Consider the following 25,278-nt stretch of genomic DNA (forward strand, 5'->3'; position numbering starts at 1 on the left):
TTATCGGTCAAACGCTATCCACTCGTTCGTAGAGCCTTCGACAGTTTTCAGATCGATCAGCTGCGTGACGTGTCACCTGTCGTACACGACCTCCCATAAACGACGCGCCAGCGGATCGACGCTCTTCAGCAAGACCTTCCGGTCCGGCAACCCGGTCTCACGAGGGCAGGCCAGCCGCTGGACTTTACCGCGGCGATACGCTTTGGACCTCCCTGCTGCGGTTCTTAGACTTGCTGTCATCGCTGGGAGAGTATCGCATGTGTGGGATAGCAGGATATTGGAGCGCATCGAGCGCTACCGTCGATGCCACCCCGATGGCGGACGCGCTGACGCACCGCGGTCCCGACGATGGCGGTGCTTGGGCCGATCCTGCGGTAGGGATCGCCTTGTCGCATCGCCGCCTGTCGATCGTCGATCTATCACCCGCCGGGCATCAGCCGATGGCGTCATCCTGCGGACGCTACATGATCGTCTTCAATGGCGAGATCTATAATCATCTCGACCTGCGCCGCGAGCTCGAGGCGACCGGAGCGATCGGGTGGCGCGGGCATTCCGATACCGAGACGCTGGTCCACAGCATCGCGCGCTGGGGCCTGGATGCGACGCTCGAACGCGCCGTCGGGATGTTCGCAATCGCGCTGTGGGACCGCCACGCGCACACGCTGAGCCTCGCGCGCGACCGGATGGGCGAGAAACCGCTTTTCTATGGGTGGAGCGGGATCGGACTGGTGTTCGGCTCCGAGTTGAAGGCGTTGCGCGCCGCCCCCGGCTTTGCCAACCCGGTCGATCCGAACGTGCTGTCGCTATACCTGCGCTTCAACTACGTGCCCGCCCCCTGGTCGATCCTTCGACATGTCTACAAGGTGGAACCCGGCGTGATCCTGACACTGGGTCGCGATGCGCTCAGTGTACCGCCCGCACTGCCGCCAACCGCAGACGGTGCATCGATGCTGCCCGGTGTTACATGTCGCCGGTACTGGTCGCTTGACGCAGTCGTCGCGGCGGGGGCCGATCCGGCGATGACCGAGAGCGAGGCGCTGTCCGGTCTCGAAGCCAAGCTGACGGAGGCGGTGAAGATCCAGACGGTCGCCGACGTACCGGTCGGTGCGTTCCTCTCGGGCGGCGTCGATTCCTCGGCGATCGTCGCGTTAATGCGCAACGTCACCAGCGCCGACGTGAAGACCTTCACGATCGGCTTTGCCGAAACCGGGTTCGACGAGGCACCGCATGCCCGCGCGGTCGCCACGCATCTCGGCACCGATCATCACGAGATGTACGTGGGTGCTGAAGACGTCCGCGCGGTGATCCCCGACCTAGCGCGGATCTACGACGAGCCGTTTGCCGATTCCTCGCAGATCCCGACCGTGCTGCTCAGCCGGCTGACGCGGCAGTCGGTCACCGTCGCGCTGTCGGGGGATGGCGGCGACGAGCTGTTCTGCGGGTATAATCGCTACCTCGTGTCGCGCCGTTATTGGGATGCGGCCGCGCGCGTGCCGGCGCCGTTGCGAGCGGGTATTGGCAAGGCGCTTACCCGGTTGTCACCGGGCACCTGGGACGCGCTGACCCGACTCCCGGGGGCGCCGCGCATCTCGATGCTGGGCGACAAGGTGCACAAGGTCGGCCGGATGCTGCAAACCGAGGTCGGGATCGCCGACATCTATCGCACCTCCAGCGAGGAATGGTCGGGCGGGCTGCCGCTGACATCCGACATACGCCTGGCCGCATCGATCGATACGCCGCCTGCGCTGCGAAACGAGGCAGCCGAACAGATGATGCACTGGGACATGCAGTCCTATCTGCCCAACGACATCCTGACCAAGGTCGACCGCGCGGCGATGGCGGCCAGCCTGGAGACCCGCGTTCCGCTGCTCGATCACCGCGTCGTCGAACAGGCGTGGCGCACGCCGCTCGGATTCAAGGTTCGTGACGGCCAAGGCAAATGGGCGCTGCGCCAGATCCTGTATCGCTATGTTCCCAAGGCACTGATCGAGCGGCCCAAGGCGGGGTTCGCGATCCCGATCGGGGCCTGGCTGCGCGGTCCGCTGCGCGACTGGGCGGACTCGCTCTTGTCGGTGCAGGCGCTGGCCGAGCAGCCGACGCTCGACATCGCCGCGATCCGCACGCGCTGGACCGAGCACCTCGCTGGCACGCACGACCGGACTGCATCCTTATGGGGCGTGCTGATGTTCCAGGCTTGGGCGCGCGAATGGCATGCACGCTGAACGAAGATAGTCTTTCGCAAGCGACCGCCCTCAAACCGCCGGGCGTTGCCGTTTACGGGACCGCGCCGTAGAGGCATTTTGAATTTTCAGGAGTGACCGCATGCGCGTTCTCGTTACCGGCGCAGCCGGATTCATCGGCTTCAACGTCAGCCGCCATCTGCTCGCACGCGGTGACACGGTGCTCGGCATCGACAGCCTCAATGGATACTACGACGTCACGCTGAAGCATGCGCGCCTCGCCGAGCTCGACAAGCTGGGAGACGGCTTCGCATTCAAGCAGGTCGACTTCTCCGATCATGTCGCGCTTGAGGCTGCGCTCGACGGCGAACCGTTCGACCGCATCGTCCATCTCGGCGCGCAGGCCGGCGTGCGCTATTCGATCGAGAACCCGCGCGCCTATTTGCAGGCCAATCTCGCAGGGCATCTCAACATGATCGAGATCGCCCGCCACCGGAAGGTCGAGCATATGGTCTATGCCTCGTCCTCGTCGGTCTATGGCGGCAACGACACGCTGCCGTTCCGCGTCGAGGACCGCGTCGACCAGCCGCTGTCGCTCTATGCCGCCACCAAGAAGGCGGACGAGCTGATGAGCGAGACCTACGCGCATCTCTACCGGATTCCGCTGACCGGCCTGCGCTTCTTCACCGTCTATGGCCCGTGGGGCCGTCCCGACATGGCGATGTGGCTGTTCACCAAGGCGATCTTCGAGGGTCGTCCGATCGACGTGTTCGGCGAGGGCAATATGCGCCGCGACTTCACCTATATCGACGACATCGTTGCCGGCATCGTCGCCTGCGTCGACAATCCGCCCGCCGACGATGGCAGCGTGAAGGCAGGCGGCAGCGTCAGCCCGCACCGGATCTACAATATCGGCAACAGCCAGTCGGAGGATCTCGGCGAGATGATCTCGCTGATCGAACAGGCCTGCGGTCGCCCCGCCGAACGCCGGCTGCTGCCGATGCAGCCCGGCGACGTGCGCGATACCTTCGCCGACATCAGCGCGATCCAGAACGACCTCGGCTTCGAACCGCGGACGACGATCGCCGAAGGCGTGCCGCGGTTCGTCGAATGGTATCGCAGCTATCACGGCCTCTGAGCCATGCGATGACGGAATCTGTCTAGAACACCCCGGAAGCACCTCGGACAAAGGAACTTGCCTTTGCTCGACGAGTTTCGATACCGTCTATAAGTCTATGACGAATAGCAAAACTTGCCACTATTTGATGTGGACAAGGATCGCGATTCGGGGCTATGGAAACTGCGATATTAGGTTTTCCGAATCCTAAAAGGGGATGAAGGCAATGAAATTGAAGGCACTCTACACGGCGATGACGGCGCTTTCGCTCGTCGCAGCGCCGACCATCGCGGCAGCGGCTCCCGTCGCTACCCCGCTCACGCAGCCGGCCAAGGAATCGGTCGATGGCGACAACGCACTTGCTAGCGGTGGTGGCTTCATCGTCGCCGCACTCGCAGTCGTTGCAGTCGGTCTCGGCATCTATGTTGCCGTCGACAAGAACGACGACACGCCCAACAGCCCGTAAGCCATTTGGTTTTCGGTAGAAGAACGGCTCGGATGGTCATCCATTCCGGGCCTTTTTCTTGTCCGGACGCTTTTGTCTGCCCTCTTAGATCGATCGATTGATCGCCCATGGCTTCGGTCAATCCCATGCTTGTAATGCTCGGTATCGTCGCCGTGATCGCGGCCGGACCGGTAACCGGCCTTGTCGCTGCGCAGGCCGTACAGCCCTTATCGAAGTCGATCTCGGCGCGGGGCCCCCACCCTTCCCCTGCCCCCGCCCCGGTAGCGACCGCAGTATCGACTTTGCCGGGCCGGGAGGCGGATGGCCGGGTGGAGCGCATCGCGTTTCGTCTCGCCACCGCCGGCCGCCCCCGTTGCCCGGCGCTCGAGCCCGCTCTCGGCCTCGTGCTCCAGCACCTGTCGCAATTCGAGCTGGCCGATCGCGCGGGCATGATCGCCGGACTGTCGCTCGATCGCGGCCCTGGCGTGATCGCGGTCGTTCCGGGCGGTCCCGCGGCGCTGGCAGGGATCCGTCCCGGCGACGTGCTGCTGGGGATCGATGGCCACGCGCCCCCCCCCGAGACGGCGCTTACCATGCCGTTCGATGCCGCCCGCGCGCATGCCCGCGCCGACGCCGTTCGCGACCTGCTGGCGCACACGAAGACCACGCCGTTTGCGATCTCGCTACTGCGCCACGGGGTAGCCATGACCGTCACGGTGACGCCGCGTCTCGCGTGCCCGTCCTACATCCACCTCGCGCGCTCGGACCAGCGCAATGCCTATGCCGACGGCCTCCATGTCTTCACCACCACCGGTCTGCTGTCGACGGTCCGGAACGACGACGAACTCGCGTTCATCCTTGCGCACGAGATGGCACACAACATCCTGCATCACGCCGTCGTCATGCGGGGCAGCGAGGTCGGACACGGCATCGGCCGCAATCTGGGACGCAGCGGCCGGATCGTGCGCGCAACCGAACGCGAGGCCGATGCGCTTGGCGGAACACTGATGCTCGACGCGGGGTTCGACCCGGTCCGGGGGGCCGCCATCCTCGGGCGTCTCGGGGGAGGCGATCTCGGTATCGAGCTGTTCGCCGCGCATGACTCTGCCGGCAAACGCATCGCCGCGATGCGCGCGCTGGCCGCGGCGCGCCAACGGTGAGCCAGCGTGATTTCTACCAGGTCCTCGGCGTCGCCCGCGATGCGTCGGCCCTCGACATCCGTGCCGCGTTCGTCCGGCTGGCGAAGCATCATCATCCCGATCACGGGCAATCAGCGCACCTGCCAGGACGCCTCCACGAGGTCCAGCAAGCCTATCGCTGTCTGTCGGAGCCGAGCACAAAGGCCCGGCACGACGTTGCCCTGGCGGAAAGCGAGCGGCTCCATATCGCGCACCAGCGCCGTATTCGGAGCCGGCTAGCTCGCTATGACGGGCGCCATATCAGACGCGATTCCGGGCCCGACCCCACCCCCAGACTCGGGGCCCATCGCAGGATACGCTGGTGGGCAGTCGGGGTGCTCGTCGTGAGCGCGGCGATCGCAGCGAACGTAGCAGGCCTCGTCCGCTGACTATTGGCGTCCGCGACTGTTTGGCGTCCGCGGACTATTTGGCGCCGAAGCCGGTAAACATGATACCGATGGTGCGGAGCGCGATCAGCAGGTCGAGCCACGACGAGAAGAACTTGATGTAGTAGAAATCATAGTGGAGCTTGACGTGGACGTCGTCGAGCCCGGCGACATGGCCCTGGTTGACCTGCGCCCATCCCGTGATCCCCGGTCGCACGATATGGCGATAGGCGTAGAACGGGAGCTCGCTCTCGTACCAGGTCGACAGCGGCACCGCTTCCGGCCGCGGACCGATCCAGCTCATCTCGCCGCGCAGGATGTTGATGATCTGTGGCAGTTCGTCGATCCGCGACCGGCGCAGGAAGCGACCGATACCGGTGATCCGGTCGTCGGCATCGCGGGTGATCGCCGAGTGCCGCGCGGCGACATCGCCGGTCGTCGTCGCCTGCTCGACCATCGTGCGGAACTTGATCATGTTGAAGGGGATGCCGCGATACCCCATGCGCTGCTGACGGAACAGGACGGGTCCGGGCGAGCTCGCCCGCACCAGCAGCGCAACGACGACGAGAGGCAGCAGCAGGACCGGCAGCAGCACGATGCTCGCGACGATATCGATCGTCCGCTTGATCCCGCGATAGCCGAGCGCCGGCAGCAACGAGCCGAAGCTGTTCTCGGACAGATGCTCAATCTGGACACGCCCGGTCACCGATTCGCGCAACTGCTTGGTATGGTAGACGGGAATGCCCGAGATCGCCGCCTGCGCCAGCATCCGCTCCCATTCGGGCGAATGGTTCGACCGCAGGTCGACGACGATCGAGGCATGCGGATCGTCGGGCACGACCGGTTCGATGAGCTTGATCCAATCGATCTCGGGCGTGTCGTCGACGATGCCCGTCTTGCCCACGGGGACGTAGTACATGCGCCTGGGTGCTGCGCTCTGATTAAAATAGCCGAGCAGGAACGTCACGCCCACCGATGCGAGATACCCGGTCAGCAGCATCGAGCCGCTATAGCTCAGACGCGAAGTCAACAGGATCGCCGCAGCCATCCCGAATGTCGTTGAGAAGGCGGGCAAGATGAAGCCGAACGCGCGCGCGCCCGGATAGATCGTGACCCGCCGGAAGACGAGCAACGCCGTAACCGCCGCGATCAGCGACGTCAGCTGAGTGTTGCCCGTGCTCGAAAGGTCTAGGGAGAGCGTGCCCGATGCTACCAGCGGCGCGGCCAGCGGAACGAAATACGCCGTCAACGCCACCACCAAGAGCGGCTTGAGCAATCGAACGTCGGTATGGCTCACCCGCGTGGACCGTCCATTATCGCCGGTTATAAGCAAGAACCACCCCATACCGTATTAACAGCTTGTACGTTTTGCCGAGCCACGACCAAATTGACTTGCACAGCGCGGTATGCCCTCCACCTCTTTCCAGCAAGCATTACAATCCTGCTTGCTGCTGGAATGCGATCTTCACGTCGACAGCCTCTGCCGACAGGAGTCTTACTTATCCGACCAATCCACGATCTCGGTCAGAAACGGCGTTCAGGATTGCTCGGCCATATGCCGTCTTCTTAAACCGCTCGCCTGCTGCACGCGCCTGATCGGCGGTGATGAAGCCCTGCTGGAACGCGATCTCCTCGAGACACGCGACCTGGATTCCCTGGCGATTCTGGATGGTCCGGACGAACTCGCTGGCCTCGAGCAGGCTGTCGTGCGTACCGGTATCGAGCCAGGCATAGCCGCGGCCCATCGGTTCGACGAACAGGTCGCCGGCGTCCATGTAGAGGCGGTTCAGGTCGGTGATCTCGAGTTCGCCGCGGGTCGACGGCTTGAGGTCGCGGGCGAATTGCACCACCCGATTGTCGTAGAAATACAGGCCGGTGACCGCATGGTGCGACTTGGGCCTTGCCGGCTTCTCCTCGAGGCTGACGGCCTTGCCGCCTTCCCCGAACTCGACGACGCCGTAGCGCTCGGGATCCTCGACGCGGTACGAGAACACCGTCGCGCCGCCCTTGCGCGCAACCGCGCTCGCCAGCAGCTCGGTCAGATGCGCGCCGAAGAAGATGTTGTCCCCAAGCACGAGCGCGACGTCGTCGTCGCCGATGAAGTCTGCGCCGATCGTGAAGGCCTGGGCGAGACCCTCGGGGCGGGGCTGTTCGGCATAGGAGATCGCCAGCCCGATCGCCGACCCGTCCTCGAACAGGCGACGGTAATTGTCGAGATATTCGGGGCTCGAGATGATCAGGATGTCACGGATGCCGGCGAGCATCAGCACCGACAGCGGATAATAGATCATCGGCTTGTCGTAGACCGGCAGCAGCTGCTTGTTCACGGCCAGCGTCGCCGGATGCAGCCGCGTACCCGTGCCGCCTGCGAGAATGATGCCCTTCATCGGGAAATGTCCTTCTTGGGAGTCCCGAGCAGTTCGTCGAGGATGTTCCCGAGCGCGGTCTGCCAGGCTGGGGGACGGATACCATAGTCACGCGTGATCGCGTCATGGCTGAGCAGCGAGTTGGCGGGTCGAATGGCCGGCGTCGGATATTCGGCGGTGGTTATGCCCTGCACTTCGGCGCGGGCACCGCCGCGCGCCGCACTCTGTGCGAAGATCTCGCGCGCGAAACCGGCCCAGGTCACCGCACCGGCGTTGCTGAAATGATAAGTGCCGGTAGGGGCGGAAGGATCGTCGACGAGGCGCATTGCGATCGTCGCGAGCGCGGCTGCGAGATCGGCCGCGGACGTGGGGCTGCCATGCTGGTCGTCGACCACGCGCAATGTCGGGTTGGTCGCGCCGACGCGGAGCATCGTCTTCACGAAATTGCTGCCGTGCGCGCTGACCACCCAGGCGGTCCGGACAATCGCATGGCGCGCGCCCGACGTCCGTACCGCCAGTTCGCCCCCAAGCTTCGACGCACCGTAGACGCCGAGCGGGGCGACCGGATCGGTCACCTCCCATGCGCCGTCGCGCGCGCCGTCGAAGACGTAGTCGGTCGAGACCTGGACGATCGGGATACCGGCCTTCGCGCAGCCTTCCGCAAACGCCGCGGGCGCCAGCGCGTTGACCGCCCAGGCGGTAACGATGTCGCTCTCGGCCTTGTCGACGGCGGTATAGGCGCCGGCGGAGATCACCGCCCCCCAAGGTTCGGACGCGACCATCGCGGCGATCGCAGTGGTATCGCGCAGGTCGAGTTCGTCGATATCGATCGCGGTGACCGCCCAGCCCTCCGGCCAGGAATAGCGCTTCAGTTCGGTACCGAGCTGGCCGTTCCCGCCGGTGACGAGGATCTGCTTAACGCCGCCAGCCCGAGGGGCGTCAGTCATACCGAGAGCCCACGGCGCTGGTCGGCGCTGTGCTCGGCAACGATCGCCTGCCACCAGTCCTGATTGTCGAGATACCAGGCGACGGTCTTCTCGATTCCCGTCTCGAACGTCTCGGTCGGCGTCCAGCCAAGCTCGTCCCTGATCCGGGTCGCGTCGATCGCATAGCGCTTGTCGTGGCCGGGCCGGTCGGCGACATAGGCGATCTGCGTCGCATAGGACTGGCCGTCGGCGCGCGGGCGCAGCCGGTCGAGGATCGTGCAGACGGTCTTCACGACCTCGAGGTTCTGCTTCTCGTTGTTGCCACCGACATTGTAGGTCCGGCCGGGTTCACCCTTTTCGAACACCGCGTGTAGCGCGCGGACGTGATCCTCGACGTACAGCCAGTCGCGGACCTGATCGCCCTTGCCGTAGACCGGCAGGTCAGCGCCAGCGAGCGCCTTGACGATCATTAAAGGCACCAGCTTTTCGGGGAAGTGATACGGCCCGTAGTTGTTCGAGCAGTTGGTGATCAGCACCGGCAGCCCGAAGGTGTGACCCCAGGCGCTGACGAGATGGTCCGAGCCCGCCTTCGACGCCGAATAGGGCGAGCGCGGATCGTACGGCGTCTCCTCGGTGAACAGCCCGGTATCGCCGAGCGAGCCATAGACCTCGTCGGTCGAGATGTGATGGAACCGAAAGCGCTGGCGTGCCGCCTCGTCGAGCGACAACCAATAGGCGCGCGCCTCGGCGAGCATCGTATAGGTGCCGACGACGTTGGTCTGGACGAACGCACCAGGGCCATCGATCGAGCGATCGACATGGCTCTCGGCCGCGAGATGCGTGATCACGTCGGGCTTGAACTCGGCAACCGCCGCGCGGACGGCATCAGCATCGCAGATGTCGCCCTGGACGAAGCGGTAGCGGTTCGACTGCGCGACCCGCTCGACCGTCGTCAGCGTCCCGGCATAGGTCAGCTTGTCGAAGTTGAGCACCTCGTACTGCGTGTTTTCCAGCAGATGGCGGACTAGCGCCGAGCCGATGAAACCCGCCCCGCCGGTGACGAAAATGCGCATCAATCTATCCTTCAAACGAGCGAGACGAGCGGACAGCCATCATAGGAAAATGGGCTATCGAAGTTTGCCAATAGCGGCTGGACCTGATCCTTCGCGCTCAGCTCGGGCGTCGTACCGATCGGGATCGGCCAGGCGATGCCACCCGAACCGATTGCGGGATCGTCCCAGCGTATGCCCCGATCGGCTTCGGGGGCATAGGTGTCCGAGCACTTGTAGATGACTTCGCAATCGGGCTCGAGCGTCAGGAAGCCGTGCGCGAAACCGATCGGTATAAAAAGCTGGTCGCCGGTCTGCGCCGACAATTCCGTTCCAACCCACTTGCCAAAGGTCGGCGACCCCTTGCGAATATCGACCGCGACGTCGAAGATTCGTCCTCGAATGCACCGCACCAGCTTGTCCTGCCCCCGCGGCGGTGTCTGGAAATGCAGGCCGCGCAGCGTGAAAGCGGCCACCGACAGCGAATGATTATCCTGCACGAAACGACACTCGATACCCGATCTTGTAAAAGTATCGACGTTGTAGGTTTCGGTGAACCACCCGCGGGAGTCACCATGTCGCTTGGAGCGGATCAGTTGAACGGAAGACATTGCCGGGCGGCATAGCCTTACGCTCATTCATGAGCAATTGACCGGTTCACGATCGAGTTTATCAAAATCGCAACCCATCATGCCGGCATGCCCAATACGATGCAAATCGGTGTAGGCCTGCAATTTTTCGCTAAGGACAGAGCTCCATCCCCCCCCGATGGGAAGAAACAAAAAGTACCCGCGGCATCCATGTGGTTTTGATCCGAACACACATCATCCAGGCATTCTACGCATGTTCGTAAAGTCTGGATCTGCGACGCAGCCAGTCGTCTCGCCCGGCCTACGTAGGTGGCTCGGTCCGCCTCTCATCGCACAGCACCTAATCCAGCATCACTACGCCACGGGCGCAACACGATCCTGTCCGAACACGTCAATCCATACCTCAGCCCTCGGCCTTCACCTCGATGCTACAGTGCACGGTCTTCCTGACCTTTCCAGCACGCTTGCGACAGGCTTCCAGCGTTTCGCGATTAGTGGCTGCCAGCCGGTTACCCGCCAAGATTCCGGCGAACGCCTGCGGCGACGCCGCCCGCATCAGGCGCTGTCCGCCTTCCCACATCGGCATGCGTAACGTGCGCGCGGCCATCTGCTCCGGCCACAGCCAGTCGGGCGGCATGGCCCGCGCGAGTGGGCCCGCCAGCGTCGCCCACACGACCATCCCCAGAACCAGGCCAAGCACGAGCCCGATCATCCCGACATGACGCATCCGCCTTCCCTGCTCTTTCGCCATGACATGCGAGTCCAGCTGACGGCCGAGCTTCGTTGCTACCTCCTCGATCACCTGCCGGGCAACGGCGATGGCACGGCGATCCTCGCTCCGCCCCGCAGTACCAACCTCTATGATCTGCCGGCCGATTTCATGCGGAGTAAGCGCCAGAGCCGGACTGTTTACCATCGCATCAATGCGCTGCGCCGTCGCGGAGAGGTTCCGGGATATAATCCCCAACGTCTCGGTATAGTCCGGTGTGTTCGACGGGTCGGCGCGCTCGACCGCGCGCCGCATCAACGACACCTCGGCACGAAGGTCTTCGAAGGCCCTGGCCGCCTCGTCTTCGCCGTCCGCCATCCGCTTGTCTCCTATCGGCTAAGGTCACGATCCTGCTGCTGGTCGCGCTCGAACTGCCTCTGACGCTCGAGCATCTGCTCAATCGACGGCGCCCTTTCGATACGGATCCCCAGCTCGGGTGCGCGGCGGGCCAACTCCTCCTTCAGCATGGGGTCGTGCCGGAGGTCGTCGACCAAGATGGCCATGCGCCTCACGACGGGCCCTGTACGAGCGTCACCACGTTCGGCCTCCAGCACCCGCCAATGCTCCATGAACCGATCGGCACGCAGCGCCGGGTCGGCCCGGACGCGGGCTTCGTCGGCCAGGGCACGGGACGCGGCCCGCATGTCGCCTGCCGCGACATCCCGGGCCAGCTGCGGATTGCGCGCGAACGCCGACGCCAGATCGCTGCTGCCGAGATAGCGAGACCTGTCCAGCGCTTTGCCAGCACGCGCCAGCGCGGTTTCCTGGTGCGGCAACACCGGCAGGTATTTCTCACGCATGCGCGCGATATCAGCCGCGGCACGCGCATAGCGCTGGATCGCCTTCACCTCGCCCGGCCGGCTCGTGCTTTCGGTCACATGGTCAAGCACCTCTCGTGGCTTTGGCCTGAACCCGGCGAACATCGAGCGCGCCTTGGCCTCCACCTTCTCGATCACCGCGCGCGCGCGCTTGGGCAGCCGGATGTCGCGCCTGTCGGCAAAAGCACGAGCGGCCTCCTCGGGCTCGGCCGCATAGTCCGCCGCCATGTCCTTCGACCGGTCGCGTGACAGCACCGCGGCAAGCTTCGCGTCGCTCGCGAAATCGTCGCGACCATAATGCAGCTGCACCCCGTCACGGTGCCGCGACAGAGCGACATAGGCCGCGTGCCGGTCCATGCCGGGTGTAGCGAGCACGTCGACGCGGTCGACTGTCACCCCCTGCGACTTATGGATGGTAGCGGCATAGCCATGATCGACATGGGCATAGTCCTTGAGGTCGAACCCGACCTGACGGCCGTCATCGAGACGCACATCCATATGCTCGGCCGATACCGTGTCGACCATACCCAGCGTGCCGTTCTTCACCCCCAGCCCGCGCTCATTGCGCAGGAACATGATCCGGTCGCCGGTCGCGAACTGCCGCTCACCACGCTCCGCCTGCACAGCGACATCGTCGCCAAGGTCGCCAGTTGCCCGCAGCCGTTCACGCGCTTCGCCATTGAGCGCGAGCACCTCGGCGTTGGTATGGGTGAGGATCATGCGAGTTGATCCCGGCTCTGCCCGCCGCAACCGGTCCCAGCCCTCAACCAGATTTGCTCGCGCGGCCTCGCGCGTGTCCGCCGCGTGCACCATGCCGTGCTCGCGGTACGCGCCGATCGCCTCGGGTGTCATACCGGTTGCAAGCCACCGGGTCGCATCGCGCTGCCACGCCGCCCGCTGCCGGCGAATCTCGGTGATCTCGGCCGCACCGTGCCGCTCGCTGATCGACCGGAATGCCGCGCCCGCCTCGATCGCCTGCAACTGCTCGGGGTCGCCCACCAGCACCACCTTGGCGCCGGCCTGGTCCGCAGCCGACATCAGCCGCTCCATCTGCCGCGTCCCGATCATACCCGCCTCGTCGACTACCAGCACGTCGCGGGGTCCAAGCTGTTCACGGTCCCTGCCCCATGCATATTCGAGACTTGCGATGGTGCGCGACGTGATGCCGGAACCGCTCTCCAGATTCTCGGCGGCGATTCCGGACAGTGCGGCGCCGCGTACCATGTAGCCGGCATCCTCCCACGCCTCACGCGCAACCCCCAGCATCGCCGACTTGCCACTGCCGGCATAGCCGACGACGGACGCCAGGCCCTCGCGTTCGGTAATCCGCCGGAGCGCGTCCCGCTGCTCGTCCGACAGGGTAAGCCCCCTACCCTGCGCCGCGTCCAGCGCGCGCTGGACGTGAGTGGCGGCAACGAAGTGATCCCTGCTCTCGACAAGCCTGTCGGATGCCCGCTCCAACCGCGTTTCGGTCGCGATCATTTCCCGGCTCGTGAACCGCTCGTTACCGCGCCCGTCCTTGCCCAGCGCGACGAGGTCTGGCGACGCCTTTGCAGCCGCCATCACCCGGTCATACTGATCCTTCCCGTCCGAATGCCGGAACGCGAACAGGGCGAGGTCACGGCTGGTGAACGTCGCCTGCGTCCGCGTAATCGCATCGAGCGCGATATTGGGGTCGGCGATGATGCGCTCGCCATTCTCACGCGCGATGCGGTCGTGATCCTCGAACCGCTCGGCTTCGAGCCCCTGCCCCGGTCGCCGCGAGGCAGCCGGCCCGATCTTGTGTTGCGGCTCGAGCTTTATGCCCTGTTCGGCATAGGAGCGATGGTCGATCCGAGCGTCGATCCCAAGCTCCGCCAGCCGCTCGTTGACGTGCGCGCTCCACGCCTCCCGCCAGTGCTGCAATAGTTCGTTCCGGTTCCAGTCGCGCGCCTTCTGGCCAAAACCGTCAGCCCCCACTTCGCGCATCGTTAGCATGACATGTGCGTGCGGCTTCGGACTGCCGTCCTCGGCCTTGTCCCAATGCACATTCAGATCCGCGACCATGCCGCGCTTCACGAACTGCTCCGCGACAAAATCGCACGCCAGCGAAACGCCCTGCTCGCGGGCCATCTCACGCGGGATCGAGAACTCGATTTCCCGGGCGAGCTGCGCGTCCTTGCGTTTCTCCGCCGCCTCCACTTCGTTCCACAGCGTCGTGCGATCCTGCAACCGCTCTGGCGCGCCTTCCGGCAGCATCACTTTGGAGTGAACAACGCCGGTCTTGTTCGTAAAGTTGTGATGCCGTTGCAGACGGTTATCGAAAAGTTCGGAAGCAGAGCGATAGGCAGCCGCAGCAACGGCGCTCGATCCCTTCGCGCGGCTGATGACCTTGGCGGAGAAATGGTAGATCGCCATGACGCCGCGTCTTTTACGCTTCTAAGCGCACGTCGGCAACGACGTATAAGCGCGCACTCGCGACCACTTCGTTTAGTCGCTCATGACTTAATACCGTAACGTAGGAAGGGCATAGTCGGCTTTCGTGATGAGCCATGCAGGAACACACACGATGCGTAAAGTCCGAGACTATGACGCTGAGCTCAAAGCGCTGAACGATCGCGCACGAGACCTCAAAGCAAAGAAGATTCAACAGCTTGGTGAGCTGGTCGTCGCAACGGGTGCTCAAGGACTCGAGGCTGAGACCCTTGCAGGCGTGCTGCTTGCTGCGGTTGCGACAGATGATGCTGATCGAAAGGAGGCGTGGCGCGCAACCGGCGCTGCCTTCTTTCAGCGACGCGGGCGCAAGGTCGTTTCAGACGTCGCGCAAAAGGGTCACACAAAGCCTGATAGCCATAGCAACGGCGGAGCGGCGCAATAGGGCCTTGGTCCTACGTTTGGAAGCAGCGCGGCGTCGAACTGATACGCGGGACTGGGTCGTGCAACGCCGAGAACGCACCCGCCACCTGATCGAACTGGGCGGCCTCGTCCAGAAGGCTGGCTTGGTCGATCTCACCGACGACGATCGCGCGACCATTTACGGCGCGTTACTAGAGACCGTCGGCAAGGCACGGAGTAAGGCAAATGGCGATACGCTTGCGCTATGGCGACGACGTGGTCGACGTGCTTTCAACATAGAAGAATAATATGGGTGACAGCGCAATTGGCCCGACAACCGGCGCCCCTCATCTTATGAACGCGCGACCGAATTTGGCGAATGTCGCAGCTTTATTTTTTGTCAGTAAAGTGGGAAACGGATACATGATGATCCATCGACGCGTCCTCCTTCGCGGAGCCCTGCTGGCACCGTGCGCGTCCCGCGCGTTCGCAGCGCAAAATCGCGTGTTCACGCCGGAAGAGTTCGGTGCGAAAGGCGATGGCGTAACGAACGACAGCGCTGCGATGGCACGCCTATCGACGGCAGTACGACTGTACGGCGGTGGGACTGTGGAATTTCGTCGCACGACATACGTCGTGGGTGCTCAAGGCCTCCAGGTGCAGGGCGCATTCGCCTTCCCCCCTCGCGAGCTGCTGACGTTCGTAGGATGCTCTCTACCCCTTCATCTGAAAGGCAACGGCGCGCGCCTGCTTTGCGAACCGGGCTTGCGGTTTGGGGTATTCCGCGACGGCGAACCGTTCAAACATGCGATGCCGTACCTCGGCCCAGGAGTAGCCTCGCCCTACAACTCGATGATCCTAGTCGAGGGATGCACTGCCGCCGTTCGGATCTCGGATCTCGACCTTGAAGGCCCCGGCGACAGGATAATGGTAGGAGGGCAGTACGGCGACACCGGCTGGCAAATCCTCTCGACCGGACTGATCCTCCGAAACAACGCAGGGTCGGAGATCGTAGAGCGGGTTCACACCCATAGTCATTGCCAGGACGGCATGATGATCGACGGTGTGGATGCCGATACACCCGGTGTCGAACGCAGCCTCGTGAGGGTCACGGCCGATTCCAACGGGCGCCAAGGATGCAGCATCGTTGGCGGGCGAGGCTACCGCTTTACTGGCTGCTCATTCACCCGTTCCGCGCGGGGCAGTATCAAATCCGCACCGGGCGCTGGCGTCGATATCGAAGCCGAGGGAAAGAAACACGTCCGCGACCTCGCATTCTCCAAATGCCTCTTCTCCGATAATGGGGGGTGCGGCATGGTCGCGGACTCAGGGGATACCGAACGCGTTCGCTTCGAGAATTGTACGTTCATCGGCACGGTCAACTGGTCGGCTTGGCCGAGCAAGCCGTTTTTCAAATTTGAAGATTGCACCTTTGTCGGTGCGATGACGAGGGCGTTCGGCGATAGCACAGTTGCGCGTGCAACCACGTTCGCCCGATGCACTTTCGACGACGATCCTGCGCGCTCGCCCACCCGTGAAGTCTTTGGCGGAGGCGACGCAACCGCACCAATGGTCAATCTCGGGAACAACCAGAACGTGTCGTTCGACAAATGCCGTTTCTCGGCGCTTCATGGCTCGGTTCTGCCGTGGTCGACGGGAGCGATCTATCGCGACTGCATCATGGCGCAAGGCAACCGCGCATTTGGCTATCCCCGTGGCCAATTCGTCGGAACAAACCGCATCACCGGTAAGGTCGACCTCTACAACTCGAAGATCTCCGGCGTCCTGACGGTGAACGGTCGCCTGATCCCGCCATCTCTGTGATAATAAGGGGCCGTATTGCCGCTCCCCCAACCTTTTTTCCGGCAACTTATACCGTCGTAGATCGCAATCCGGCAAGCCGATCCCGCGAAATCAGATTTGTTGGCGTGCTACGCCGGTATGGAGCAGCGTGAAGACGACCGATCACGCTGAAAGAGAGCGGGGCGCGACCGATGTCACGCCCCGCCCCTGTCACGTCCAGCGATAGACCGCTGGCTGTTAGGAAACTGCATCCTGAAACGTAGACATGTAGGCATGTCTACGCCTAGCGGTGTAGACACATCGATCGCCATCGAGTGTGTCGGGAACGCGGTGGACACGATTCACATAGGTTCCTTTCCCTCGACGCAAAAAATTCGTGAACCACGGCCGCCTTGCGAACAACCGTTCATGATCAAACCCAATGCCTGAATAGCTCTTATTGCGAGGCCCGCAGCGGGGGCCCTTGGCGGGATGCGTGGATCAGGACGAGGATCCAGACGATATCATCGGCGACCTCGTAAACCAGGCGGTAGCTTCGGTGGGGCGTCAGTTCACGTGTACCGGGGATTTCTCCCTCGTGTCCGAGCATCGGAAAAATGGCGAGCCCAGCGACCGCATCGCTGAACAGGCGGTCGATCCGTAACGCAGCGTCTGGGTCGCGCGCCTCGAGATAGTCCCAGATCGCCGCGCGGTCCTGCTCAGCTTCCGGCGTCCAGACGATCCTCACGCCCGGTCGGTGATCCGGGCGCGGCGCGCGGCGAAATCAACTTCGACCGCATCATTGTCACGCCCCTGCCCCGCATCGACCGACACGCGCGCCGCCTCGACTTTGCGGTGCAGAAAAGCGGTATGATCGTGCTTTTCGACGAACTCGCGCATGAGTTCACGGACCACCTGCGATGCCGGGCGGTGGCTCGCTTGTGCGGCAGCCATGAAGTCCGCGCGCAGATCGGGCTCGAGCTTCATCGTGAACACAGCGGGCTTAGGCATGACAATCTCGCATAGATACTGACAAGGTATATACGTCGTCGCGACACGGGTAACAATGATCGCCGCGATTTTCGATCGAGCCCGGACGCACGAAGGGCGGGAAATGGCCCTAGCCGCTCCCCGCCCCGTTACGCGTCCAGCTATATACCCGTTGCCGGGCGCAAGGCTCAGAAGTGCGTGATGATGCCGAGCATCGGACGGAAGCTCTGCGCCGTGCCGAAGGTGTTGACCTCGGCGCGGATGCGGAAGCCGGCGTTGCCGGTGATGCCCTTGAGGCCGATGCTCTGCGGACCGACTTCTGCGCCGATGCCGTAGGTCACCGCGTTGTAGTCACGGTTGGTGCGGCCGCCATTGGTCGAGAACTGCGCGAAGTGGTCGAAATTGACCCACTGGTAGCCGACCTTACCGTAGAAGATGCCGCTGTCGCCGGCACGGAAGCCGAAGCGGCCTGCTGCGCCGTATTCCCAATCGATGTTGCCATCGACGCCCTTGATGACGTTGCCTTCGACGCCGACGAAGACCGGGCCGAGCGGCACGTTGACGCCGACGACGCCCTGCACCAGCGCGCCGTCCGCGCGGTAGTTGTTACGGACCGAGCCGTCCGAGTTCAGCGCGCGCGGGATGCCGTGGTTGCCGACGTTGTCGAACTGCTCCCAACCGCCCATGATGCCGACATACGGCTCGATGCCGAACGCCTTGGAGCCGTCGGGAGCGGCTGCTTCGCCGGGAGCTGCGCTGTTGTCGGTCGGCGCAGGCGCGGGTGCTGCCATGTCCTGTGCGAAAGCAGGGGCTGCGAATGCGGTGGCCGCAAGGACGAGGGCCAGGGAAAGCGTACGCATGGAAATAGACCTTCTATCGTTGATTACGTGGCCCCCGACCGCACGGTGCGTCGGCTTGATCCAGGGCCTCGAAACAGGCGGCTAGCCGCTTTGTTGCAATAAAAATACAGTGGTCGAGGAACTTTCCTGCGGTGTTGCACTGCAGCAACGGTTCCTGACGGGACGATGAACGGTTTGCCTCGTCCGAACGCGCTGGTGATCGCCGCGGCCGGCAAAACGTCTTCGTCCGCAAGAGACCTTCGTCTTACGTCTGCGATGACTTTTCGGAACAGACGCGCGTACGATCGCCGATGCCTGTCGGGCGCGCCTCGATTGGATCGTCGTCTACCGGGGCGTAGTCTAGTCGCCGATCGGACTTTCGCCGTGCTTGCGCAGGACGTCGTTGAACGCCTCGGCCATCAGCGCCTGGAGACTCCTGCCCTGTCGACGCGCGAGCGTATGCATCGCGAACGACATTTCGGGCGAGAAGAACCCCGCGATCTGCTTGCGCCCCTGCCGGCTGGCGGGTCCGGTCGATGCCCCCTGCCCTGCCGCCAACGGTGCCGGCGCGACCGGTTCGGATGGCGTGCGATCGCGCAGATTGGCGAACGAGGGTTTGCGGCTCATGCTGCGGTCTTTCTCTTGCGGGCTCGTTTTGCAGACGATGTCGACACGCCTGTCTGTCGACATGTCCACTCGTAGATATGTCGAATGTCCTCGGCCGCCTTGCCGTTGGGCTCGAACTCCATGACGGTGCGGCCTTCGGCGCTCGCATGACGGAAGGCGGCGCGATCGGGGATCTGGATCGGGCAGGCCGGCGTCCCGAAGCTTTCGACAAGCTCACCGGCCTCCTGGTAAACCCGCGGTGCGTTCGGCGAGCCCGCGGTGAACACGACGAAGGCGGGTTTGCGGAGCAGCTGGACCAGCTTGGCGGTGGTCTGGATCGCCGACAGGTCGAACGCGCTGGGTCGGCACGGGATCAGCACCAGGTCCGCGATCTCGACCGCGGCCCGCGCGGCGCTGTCGGCATGCGGTGGCGTGTCGATGACGATGAACTCGGCCCCCTGCTCGGTCGCCTGCGCGACCTTGGCGGCGAGCCGCGGTGGTGGGCTGTCGATCACCTCGGGTGGCGCTTCGCTTCGCCAAGCCGCCCATTGGCTCGCAGTGGCCTGCGGATCGGTATCGATGACCAGCGCGATGCGGCCTGCATCATGCGCGGCCGCGGCGAGGTGGAGCGCCAGCGTCGTCTTGCCGGCGCCACCCTTCTGGCTGATGATCGCGATTGTCGTCATGTCAAAACCCCTACATGTCTACATGACGACAAATCATTTGTTTTGGCAAGTCCATAATCAGGTCGGCGGATGGAACTGAGACGCATATCGGCAGGCGCTGGCAGCGCTGGATGCCCCTGCGAGCGATGTGCTACCCCAGTTTCGGTCGACCTCGGGCGCGCTTCGTCTGGTCGACGATCCAGTCGCCCACCGTCTTAAGGGCGATAGGGGACACCGTCTCCTCGATCGCGGCATATTCGGAAACGTTTCCCGTCGGCGCGGTCTGCAGCAAATGGTTCAAGCCCGGTATCTCGATCGTCGTGACATCCGGATTATCGTGAAGCGCGGCCCTGATATCGGCGAGATTGCGCGACGCCGGCACCTGCACGTCCTTCGAACCGCCCAGTGCGAGAACGGGGCATAGGACCTTTTCGAGCGCTGGCCGCGGATCGTAGGAAAGGAACCAGCGCATCCACGGTTGTGCGATGGTACGGAGCCCGATCGGAACGGCAGCATCGTCGCGCTTTCCGCCGTGTTGGGCGATCATATGCCACGCCGCGGCGAGACGGCTATCCGCGCTGCTGATCGGGGGCGCCTTTTACCGCATCGTAAAGGCTCTGCATGGTCGCCGCGGACTGGTCGACGGTCGCCTTCGGCACACCGGCAGCCGTTTCCAGCCAACGCTTCTGGGAAAGAAGGACCTGTTCGAGCGGTTCGCCCGGGCTCGACAGCAACACGATGAATGCCAGGGCAGGGTCCCGGTCGGCGACGATCGGTGCGATGATCCCGCCTTCGCTATGGCCGATCAGACCGATGCGGCTCGCGTCGACATCCCGGCGCGAACGCAGAAAGGCAAGGCCGGCCTCGACGTCGCCGGCAAAGTCGGCTGTCGTGGCAGTCCGGACATCGCCGGTCGACCCACCGGTCTGACGATCGTCGACGCGGAGCACGGCAACCCCGCGACGGGTCAAGGCACCGGCCCAGACAAGGAACGGCTTGTGCCCGAACAGCGTCTCGTCGCGATCCTGAAGCCCGGACCCCGTGATCAGCAAAACCGCCGGGAAGGGGCCCTTGTTTGCAGGCAGGGTGAGTGTCCCGGCGAGGTGCGATCCGCCGATCGCGTTGTCATATGCGACCTCCTCGACGCGGTACGGGAACGGTGGCCGGGGCGTTCGGGGTCGCGTAGTGCCCAACGTTGCGGCACGAGCCGCCCGGGTCGTCGCACGGGTCATCGTGAGCGAAATCGAACCGCTACCCTGCGACCATGTCCCCTCCAGCGTTCTGCCGTCATCCGAAAGGATGGCCGTATAGCTGGCCGATGGGGTGGTCAGCATGAGGTGGAGCGTTCTGCCCTCCTGCTTGACCGATGCGACAGGCAGGCCGACCGCGCCTTGGGCAGGACTGTCGAGCGTTGCCGTCAAACTGCCGGGCGTGCCGCTGATATGCAGTATGAGGGGGATCGACCGGCCTGGCGCGGGTACGATAGCGCCCTGCCAGTCGCCGACGATCGCGTTCGATGCCGCTACAGTCGTTGTTTGGGGTGCGGATCGGGCCGGGATTTGTCCCGCCATACCCAGCGTGGATGTCGCAAACAGGATCGCCGTCATCATCGTCGCCGGACCTCACTATGGTCCGAGCTGAGTCTAGCTATCGGATCAGAACTGGGAACGTGATGCTGCCAAGCAGCCGGCAGCGGCGCAAGTGGAGATGATCATCGACCTGCGACATGTCGAATCGACAGCTGATCCTATCACCACCATGACTCTGAAAGACGGCGCTCACCGCTTGCTCCAGCTAGGGAGCATGTGACGGCAACGCCGGCACTCCTGGACTTAGTTTTTACCGCTTCCTGTGACCCGATCCGGCATCAATCCTCTTTCTATCAATTAACTTTGTAGGGGTTGAGACTCGATTTGAGACTCGCGTTCGATCCGGTCGACACCGGCTCCGAGCTTGGCCAGCATCTTGCCCAATTGCCCCCCGACCGTCACCGCCGCCAGATCACGGCACGACAATCCGGACAGCATGGCCGCGGTATCATCGATCCGATCCGCCTGCTGCTGGACGACATCATCTGGCGTTGGTGCCGGCTGCATCCAGCGCGGCAGATAGGCGAGGACGCGCTGGGGCAGGGTGGGACGGTACACGTTGGAGGTCTGCCGATAGCGCGGCCCGGGGCCCTCGGCCTCGACACGCTTGAACCGCCGCTGCCGAACGAGAAAGCCGATGTCCTCGAGGATATGCAGCGCGCGCGCGATCGTCGCACGCCCCAGGCTCGTCGCCTTGGACAGATGGTCGTAGCTCGGAAAGACGCGCCCCTTGTTGAGCCGCGCCAGGGTTAGGATCTCTTCGTAGACGCGGACCGCGGCCGCGGTGAGCAGGATGATCCGGCGCTCGGCCGCGCTCAGAATACGGTCGCCGGCGCGCGCCTCGCGGCGCAACTGACGCCCCGCATCGAGTGTTCGCCTGGCGATCCGCAACAATTTGTCGGTCTCGCCCTTGGCCGGAACGGTGAAGAACAGCGTCTCGAACGTCCCCGCCTCGATACTGTCGCGCAGCACCGGCGCACCGGTGCGATGTGGACCACCCGACCGCGCGCCCAAGCCTGGAGACAGGCCAGGTGACGGCCGGCGCGGCGACTGACGTCCTGCAACCGCACCCAGCGCCTGCGCGGTCGCTTGGCCCAAGGTAAAAACAGCCATCTTCCATCCCCTTAAGGGGCTGGGACCGAGACAAAGAGAGAGCGTGGCGCGAAACGCGCATCCTTGAACCGAAGTCCGTGTCAGGCTATGTGGAGAGGGTCGGTCAGTTTCGACCCCGGAATCGACGTTTGGCGACGTCGCTCCATCACTACCTTGGGATGCCCGGCCTTCGTGCCGGGCTTTCCTTTATGGGGTCACAGCCGCTCCAATTTGCGTTCCACCGACGTCATCGCCGACATGTCCCGATTTTTGCAGTTAATCTGTAATAACGAAAGCGTCCACGGTTCGTGCTTTCGAGTATCAATTACGAAAATCGATCGATTATCCCGTCGAAAGTTCGTGCTTTCGAGTATCAATTCGTCCGCGTATTCGTGCTTTCGAGTATCAATTCGCGGGAAAGTTCGTGCTTTCGAGTATCAATTAAAACAGGTCTTCCGACTCGGTGATGCCTGATTCGCGCGGTGATTCGCGGCTTGGTTCGCGGCCAGTTTCACGACTTGCTTCACGGGGCGCTTTCGACACCGGTTCCGCGGTCGACAGGAGCTGCCGCGACAGGCGAGGTTTGGGGTGTTCGTCGAGCGCAGTCAGCCGCCTGGTGATCACGACCCTGACGGGGTTGGTCTTGCGGCCCCGCTTGACGACCTCGGTGCCGTCGGGATCGCCGATCGTCTCGACCAGGTCGAGCCGGTAGTCGGGGATCGTGTCGGCGACGACGATCTGTCGCAACGCGGCGCGAAAGTTCGCCAGCGGGTTCTGGTAACCGATCTGCAACCGGAAGGTCGCAAGGTCGATCTCGAACCCGTCGCCATCGCCGGTCGATCGCGCGACTTCGTAGATCCGCCGCTCGATCGGACCGAGTTGAAAATACGCCGCCGCATAGTCGAGCACGTGCCGGTCGAGCAGGATCGCCCGGAACAGCCAGTCGCACAGCCGCACCTTGACTGCCTTCAGGCGGCGTTCGCCGGCGCGGGTCTTGTTATAATGAAGCTTGGCTTCGGATAGCCATGAGAAGAACCCTTCCTCGCCTTCGCCCCCCGCCTCGATATTGGTCTTGATCTGGGTGCCCTGCAGCCGCTCGAGCGCTTCGGACAGCCGTCCATAGGAGCGCGCGCTGTGGTTGCTGCCGGTGACGCTGAACAGATCGTGCGCGGTAAAGACGAAATCCTGTGCGACGTCCTCGCCGGCCTCGAGCTTGGCGGCCATCAGGCTGGCGATATAGAGCACGATCTCCTTGTCGTAGATCGTCGCGACGCCACTCGCACTGGGCCGGACTTCGATCGTGACGGTGTCGGTCTTGTAGCTGAGCGGCTTCATCCACGCATTCTTGCTAAGCGCGAAGAACGGGAACGCCATCAGCGATCGCTCGCCGCGGATCTCGCCGTATAACGGGCTGTCGAGCAGGAACAGATCGCCCTGCGGAATTTCCGTCTGGCCGGCGCTCGACTTGCGGGGTTTCGCGCGCGGGGCAGGGGGGCGCTTGGCAGGGCTGGGTCGGGTCATCGGCTATTTCTACTCGAAAGCACGAACTTATGGGAGCCTGCCAAGGGGGACGGAGAGGAAAATCGCGGTTTTCGGTGAAAAGCTCGTGCTTTCGAGTATGAATTCAACGGGTGGATGGCGCAGGCCTGCAACCGGTCGCACGGCTACGCCCCCACCAAACATCGTCGATCGATCGACATGTCTGCGTGTCGACAAACGGCGGATAACGATCCTCGCCGTCATGGCCCGCGGGACCTCGTCGCCGAGACGCGATCACGGCTGGCACGTAGGCAGCGATCCGGGAGGCAGGACGCGGTCGGTTGGCAGCGCCGATCTCCGACGGAGCCGGCGCGTCTTGGCGAAATTCCCATCATACATGTCGACACGTATATGCGTCGACGACGATGCGGGATCTTGGTGGGACGCAGGTGCGGGCCGTCTTCCGTGCCCGCACCCGCCTTCGGTTACGCCTTGGCCTTCATCGCTTCGATCAGTTTCTTGACCTCCTGGCTGCGGCCGCGCGTCATGATCAGCACGTCGTTGCCGCTAGCGACCACGATCAAATCCTCGACGCCGACCAGCGAGACACGGATGCCGTCGCTGCGGACGAAGCAGTTTTGCGTGTCGATCGCCAGTACATGCCCGTCCTTGTCGCTGCGATGCGCGTTGCCGCTGTCGTCGCGATCGCTGATCGCGTGCAGCGCGTCCCAGCTGCCGACGTCGTTCCAGCCCATCGCGACCGGCACCACCGCGACGCGGTCGGCCTTTTCCATGACCGCGTAATCGATCGAATCGTCGGGCGACGCGGCGAAGGCGGCCGCATCGGGATAGATCCGCGTGCCCTCGATCCGCGCCTTGTCCATCGCCTCGCGGGTCGCGACCAGGATGCCGGGATGGAACTGCGCGAGCGCCTCGAGATAGGCGTCGGCGAGAAACAGGAAGATCCCGCCGTTCCAGGCATGATCGCCGCTCGCCAGCATCGACTGCGCCTTGTCGAGCGGGGGCTTCTCGACGAACCGCGCGACGCGGTTGATGCCGGGCTGGAGCTCGTCGCCGATCTGGATCCAGCCATAGCCGGTCTCGGGGGCATCGGGCGCGATCCCGAAGGTGACGAGCCAGCCTTGTGCCACGAGCGGCATCGCCGCCTCGATCGCGGCATGGAACGCGGCGACGTCGCCGATCACATGGTCGGACGGCATCACCAGCAGCGCGTCGCCACCACCGCCCGCCGAGGCGGCCTTCGCCGCCAGCGCGGCCAGCGCGATCGCAGGGGCTGTGTTGCGGCCGGCGGGTTCGAGGATCAGCGCCTGTGGTGCGGCGCCGGCCTCGGCGAGCTGCTGCTCGACCAGCTCGGCATGCCGCGCATTGGCGACCACGATCGGCGCGGCATAGCGCTCGCCCAGCGCCCGCCCGGCGGTCAGTTGCAGCATCGTCTCGTCCGCGGTCAGCGCCAGCATCTGCTTGGGCATTTCGGGGCGCGACATCGGCCAGAGGCGGGTCCCCGAACCACCCGACAGGATAACGGGGACGATCTTACGTACGGTCATGAATCCTCCAGATTGCGCCGAGCTATAACG

Annotated in this window: 25 protein-coding genes; 8 read left to right on the top strand and 17 right to left on the bottom strand. The window is 63.9% G+C overall.

The features are described 5' to 3' along the window. Positions 1–257: 257 nt before the first annotated feature. The 5 genes from asnB (at position 258) to C8J43_RS18355 (ending at position 5,309) form a co-directional block, all read left to right on the top strand. Positions 258–2,222, top strand: a complete 1,965-nt coding sequence (gene asnB / locus C8J43_RS18335) for an asparagine synthase (glutamine-hydrolyzing) (RefSeq protein WP_056056241.1) — start codon at positions 258–260, stop codon at positions 2,220–2,222. Positions 2,223–2,322: 100 nt separating this feature from the next. Then, positions 2,323–3,318 (top strand): NAD-dependent epimerase/dehydratase family protein, encoded by a 996-nt coding sequence (locus tag C8J43_RS18340; RefSeq protein ID WP_056056243.1) that lies wholly within the window; start codon positions 2,323–2,325, stop codon positions 3,316–3,318. Positions 3,319–3,523: 205 nt separating this feature from the next. Next, on the top strand, positions 3,524–3,763 hold the full coding sequence (locus C8J43_RS18345; RefSeq protein WP_133032097.1) for a hypothetical protein: 240 nt from the start codon (positions 3,524–3,526) through the stop codon (positions 3,761–3,763). Between the two features lie 107 nt (positions 3,764–3,870). Continuing rightward, positions 3,871–4,902, top strand: a complete 1,032-nt coding sequence (locus C8J43_RS18350; protein WP_082471086.1) for a M48 family metalloprotease — start codon at positions 3,871–3,873, stop codon at positions 4,900–4,902. Further along, a complete protein-coding gene (locus tag C8J43_RS18355; RefSeq protein ID WP_056056249.1) occupies positions 4,899–5,309 on the top strand; it encodes a DnaJ domain-containing protein in 411 nt (136 codons plus the stop codon). The genes C8J43_RS18350 and C8J43_RS18355 overlap by 4 nt, the downstream gene beginning before the upstream one ends. Positions 5,310–5,343: 34 nt before the next feature. Here the strand turns inward: C8J43_RS18355 and C8J43_RS18360 are convergent, their stop codons facing one another. The 7 genes from C8J43_RS18360 to traA form a co-directional block, all read right to left on the bottom strand. Beyond that, positions 5,344–6,603 (bottom strand): sugar transferase, encoded by a 1,260-nt coding sequence (locus tag C8J43_RS18360; protein WP_231420924.1) that lies wholly within the window; start codon positions 6,601–6,603, stop codon positions 5,344–5,346. A 202-nt stretch (positions 6,604–6,805) separates the two neighbouring features. Further along, complete coding sequence (gene rfbA / locus C8J43_RS18365; RefSeq protein WP_056056253.1) at positions 6,806–7,693, bottom strand: glucose-1-phosphate thymidylyltransferase RfbA; 888 nt, start codon at positions 7,691–7,693, stop codon at positions 6,806–6,808. Beyond that, positions 7,690–8,619 carry a dTDP-4-dehydrorhamnose reductase gene (rfbD, locus tag C8J43_RS18370; RefSeq protein ID WP_056056255.1) on the bottom strand — a complete coding sequence of 310 codons (930 nt, stop codon included), beginning with the start codon at positions 8,617–8,619 and terminating at the stop codon, positions 7,690–7,692. The genes rfbA and rfbD overlap by 4 nt, the downstream gene beginning before the upstream one ends. Further along, positions 8,616–9,671 (bottom strand): dTDP-glucose 4,6-dehydratase, encoded by a 1,056-nt coding sequence (rfbB, locus tag C8J43_RS18375; protein ID WP_056056257.1) that lies wholly within the window; start codon positions 9,669–9,671, stop codon positions 8,616–8,618. Before rfbB ends, rfbD begins: the two co-directional genes overlap by 4 nt. Positions 9,672–9,682: 11 nt before the next feature. After that, entirely contained in the window at positions 9,683–10,258 is a 576-nt protein-coding gene (gene rfbC / locus C8J43_RS18380; RefSeq protein WP_056056259.1) for a dTDP-4-dehydrorhamnose 3,5-epimerase, read from the bottom strand. Between the two features lie 382 nt (positions 10,259–10,640). After that, complete coding sequence (locus C8J43_RS18385; RefSeq protein WP_056056261.1) at positions 10,641–11,324, bottom strand: DUF6118 family protein; 684 nt, start codon at positions 11,322–11,324, stop codon at positions 10,641–10,643. A gap of 11 nt (positions 11,325–11,335) precedes the next feature. Continuing rightward, positions 11,336–14,221 carry a Ti-type conjugative transfer relaxase TraA gene (traA, locus tag C8J43_RS18390; RefSeq protein WP_056056262.1) on the bottom strand — a complete coding sequence of 962 codons (2,886 nt, stop codon included), beginning with the start codon at positions 14,219–14,221 and terminating at the stop codon, positions 11,336–11,338. Between the two features lie 151 nt (positions 14,222–14,372). Between traA and C8J43_RS18395 the strand changes: the two genes are divergently transcribed. The 3 genes from C8J43_RS18395 to C8J43_RS18405 are packed head-to-tail and all read left to right on the top strand — an operon-like array spanning position 14,373 to position 16,462. Beyond that, on the top strand, positions 14,373–14,681 hold the full coding sequence (locus C8J43_RS18395) for a conjugal transfer protein TraD (RefSeq protein WP_082471087.1): 309 nt from the start codon (positions 14,373–14,375) through the stop codon (positions 14,679–14,681). A gap of 58 nt (positions 14,682–14,739) precedes the next feature. Next, positions 14,740–14,946: a conjugal transfer protein TraD gene (locus C8J43_RS18400; RefSeq protein ID WP_056056264.1), complete on the top strand. Its 207-nt coding sequence runs from the start codon at positions 14,740–14,742 to the stop codon at positions 14,944–14,946. A 1-nt stretch (position 14,947) separates the two neighbouring features. Beyond that, positions 14,948–16,462, top strand: coding sequence for a right-handed parallel beta-helix repeat-containing protein (locus tag C8J43_RS18405; RefSeq protein ID WP_133032098.1), 1,515 nt, complete (start codon positions 14,948–14,950; stop codon positions 16,460–16,462). A 415-nt stretch (positions 16,463–16,877) separates the two neighbouring features. Here C8J43_RS18405 and C8J43_RS18410 read toward each other — a convergent pair whose 3' ends face one another. From C8J43_RS18410 to C8J43_RS18455, 10 genes are all read right to left on the bottom strand, one after another. Further along, the gene (locus tag C8J43_RS18410; protein ID WP_056056269.1) at positions 16,878–17,168 is read right to left on the bottom strand and encodes a type II toxin-antitoxin system RelE/ParE family toxin; all 291 of its coding nucleotides are present in this window, start codon (positions 17,166–17,168) and stop codon (positions 16,878–16,880) included. Then, complete coding sequence (locus C8J43_RS18415) at positions 17,165–17,431, bottom strand: hypothetical protein (protein WP_056056272.1); 267 nt, start codon at positions 17,429–17,431, stop codon at positions 17,165–17,167. The genes C8J43_RS18410 and C8J43_RS18415 overlap by 4 nt, the downstream gene beginning before the upstream one ends. Positions 17,432–17,598: 167 nt before the next feature. Then, entirely contained in the window at positions 17,599–18,270 is a 672-nt protein-coding gene (locus C8J43_RS18420) for a hypothetical protein (RefSeq protein WP_060527258.1), read from the bottom strand. Between the two features lie 339 nt (positions 18,271–18,609). Next, a complete protein-coding gene (locus C8J43_RS18425) occupies positions 18,610–18,876 on the bottom strand; it encodes a ribbon-helix-helix domain-containing protein (RefSeq protein ID WP_056056096.1) in 267 nt (88 codons plus the stop codon). Then, complete coding sequence (gene parA / locus C8J43_RS18430) at positions 18,873–19,541, bottom strand: ParA family partition ATPase (RefSeq protein ID WP_133032099.1); 669 nt, start codon at positions 19,539–19,541, stop codon at positions 18,873–18,875. Before parA ends, C8J43_RS18425 begins: the two co-directional genes overlap by 4 nt. A 130-nt stretch (positions 19,542–19,671) precedes the next feature. Further along, positions 19,672–20,067 carry an alpha/beta hydrolase gene (locus C8J43_RS18435; RefSeq protein WP_056056099.1) on the bottom strand — a complete coding sequence of 132 codons (396 nt, stop codon included), beginning with the start codon at positions 20,065–20,067 and terminating at the stop codon, positions 19,672–19,674. Between the two features lie 22 nt (positions 20,068–20,089). Next, positions 20,090–21,130, bottom strand: a complete 1,041-nt coding sequence (locus tag C8J43_RS18440) for a CocE/NonD family hydrolase (RefSeq protein WP_133032100.1) — start codon at positions 21,128–21,130, stop codon at positions 20,090–20,092. 276 nt (positions 21,131–21,406) lie between these two features. Next, positions 21,407–22,222 (bottom strand): helix-turn-helix domain-containing protein, encoded by an 816-nt coding sequence (locus C8J43_RS18445; RefSeq protein WP_082471067.1) that lies wholly within the window; start codon positions 22,220–22,222, stop codon positions 21,407–21,409. 420 nt (positions 22,223–22,642) lie between these two features. After that, complete coding sequence (locus C8J43_RS18450) at positions 22,643–23,722, bottom strand: replication initiator protein A (protein WP_082471068.1); 1,080 nt, start codon at positions 23,720–23,722, stop codon at positions 22,643–22,645. 443 nt (positions 23,723–24,165) lie between these two features. Further along, positions 24,166–25,248, bottom strand: coding sequence for a mannose-1-phosphate guanylyltransferase/mannose-6-phosphate isomerase (locus C8J43_RS18455; protein WP_133032101.1), 1,083 nt, complete (start codon positions 25,246–25,248; stop codon positions 24,166–24,168). Positions 25,249–25,278 lie beyond the last annotated feature (30 nt).

Origin of the sequence: Sphingomonas sp. PP-CE-1G-424 (genome assembly GCF_004341085.1) — a bacterium.
Classification (GTDB): domain Bacteria; phylum Pseudomonadota; class Alphaproteobacteria; order Sphingomonadales; family Sphingomonadaceae; genus Sphingomonas.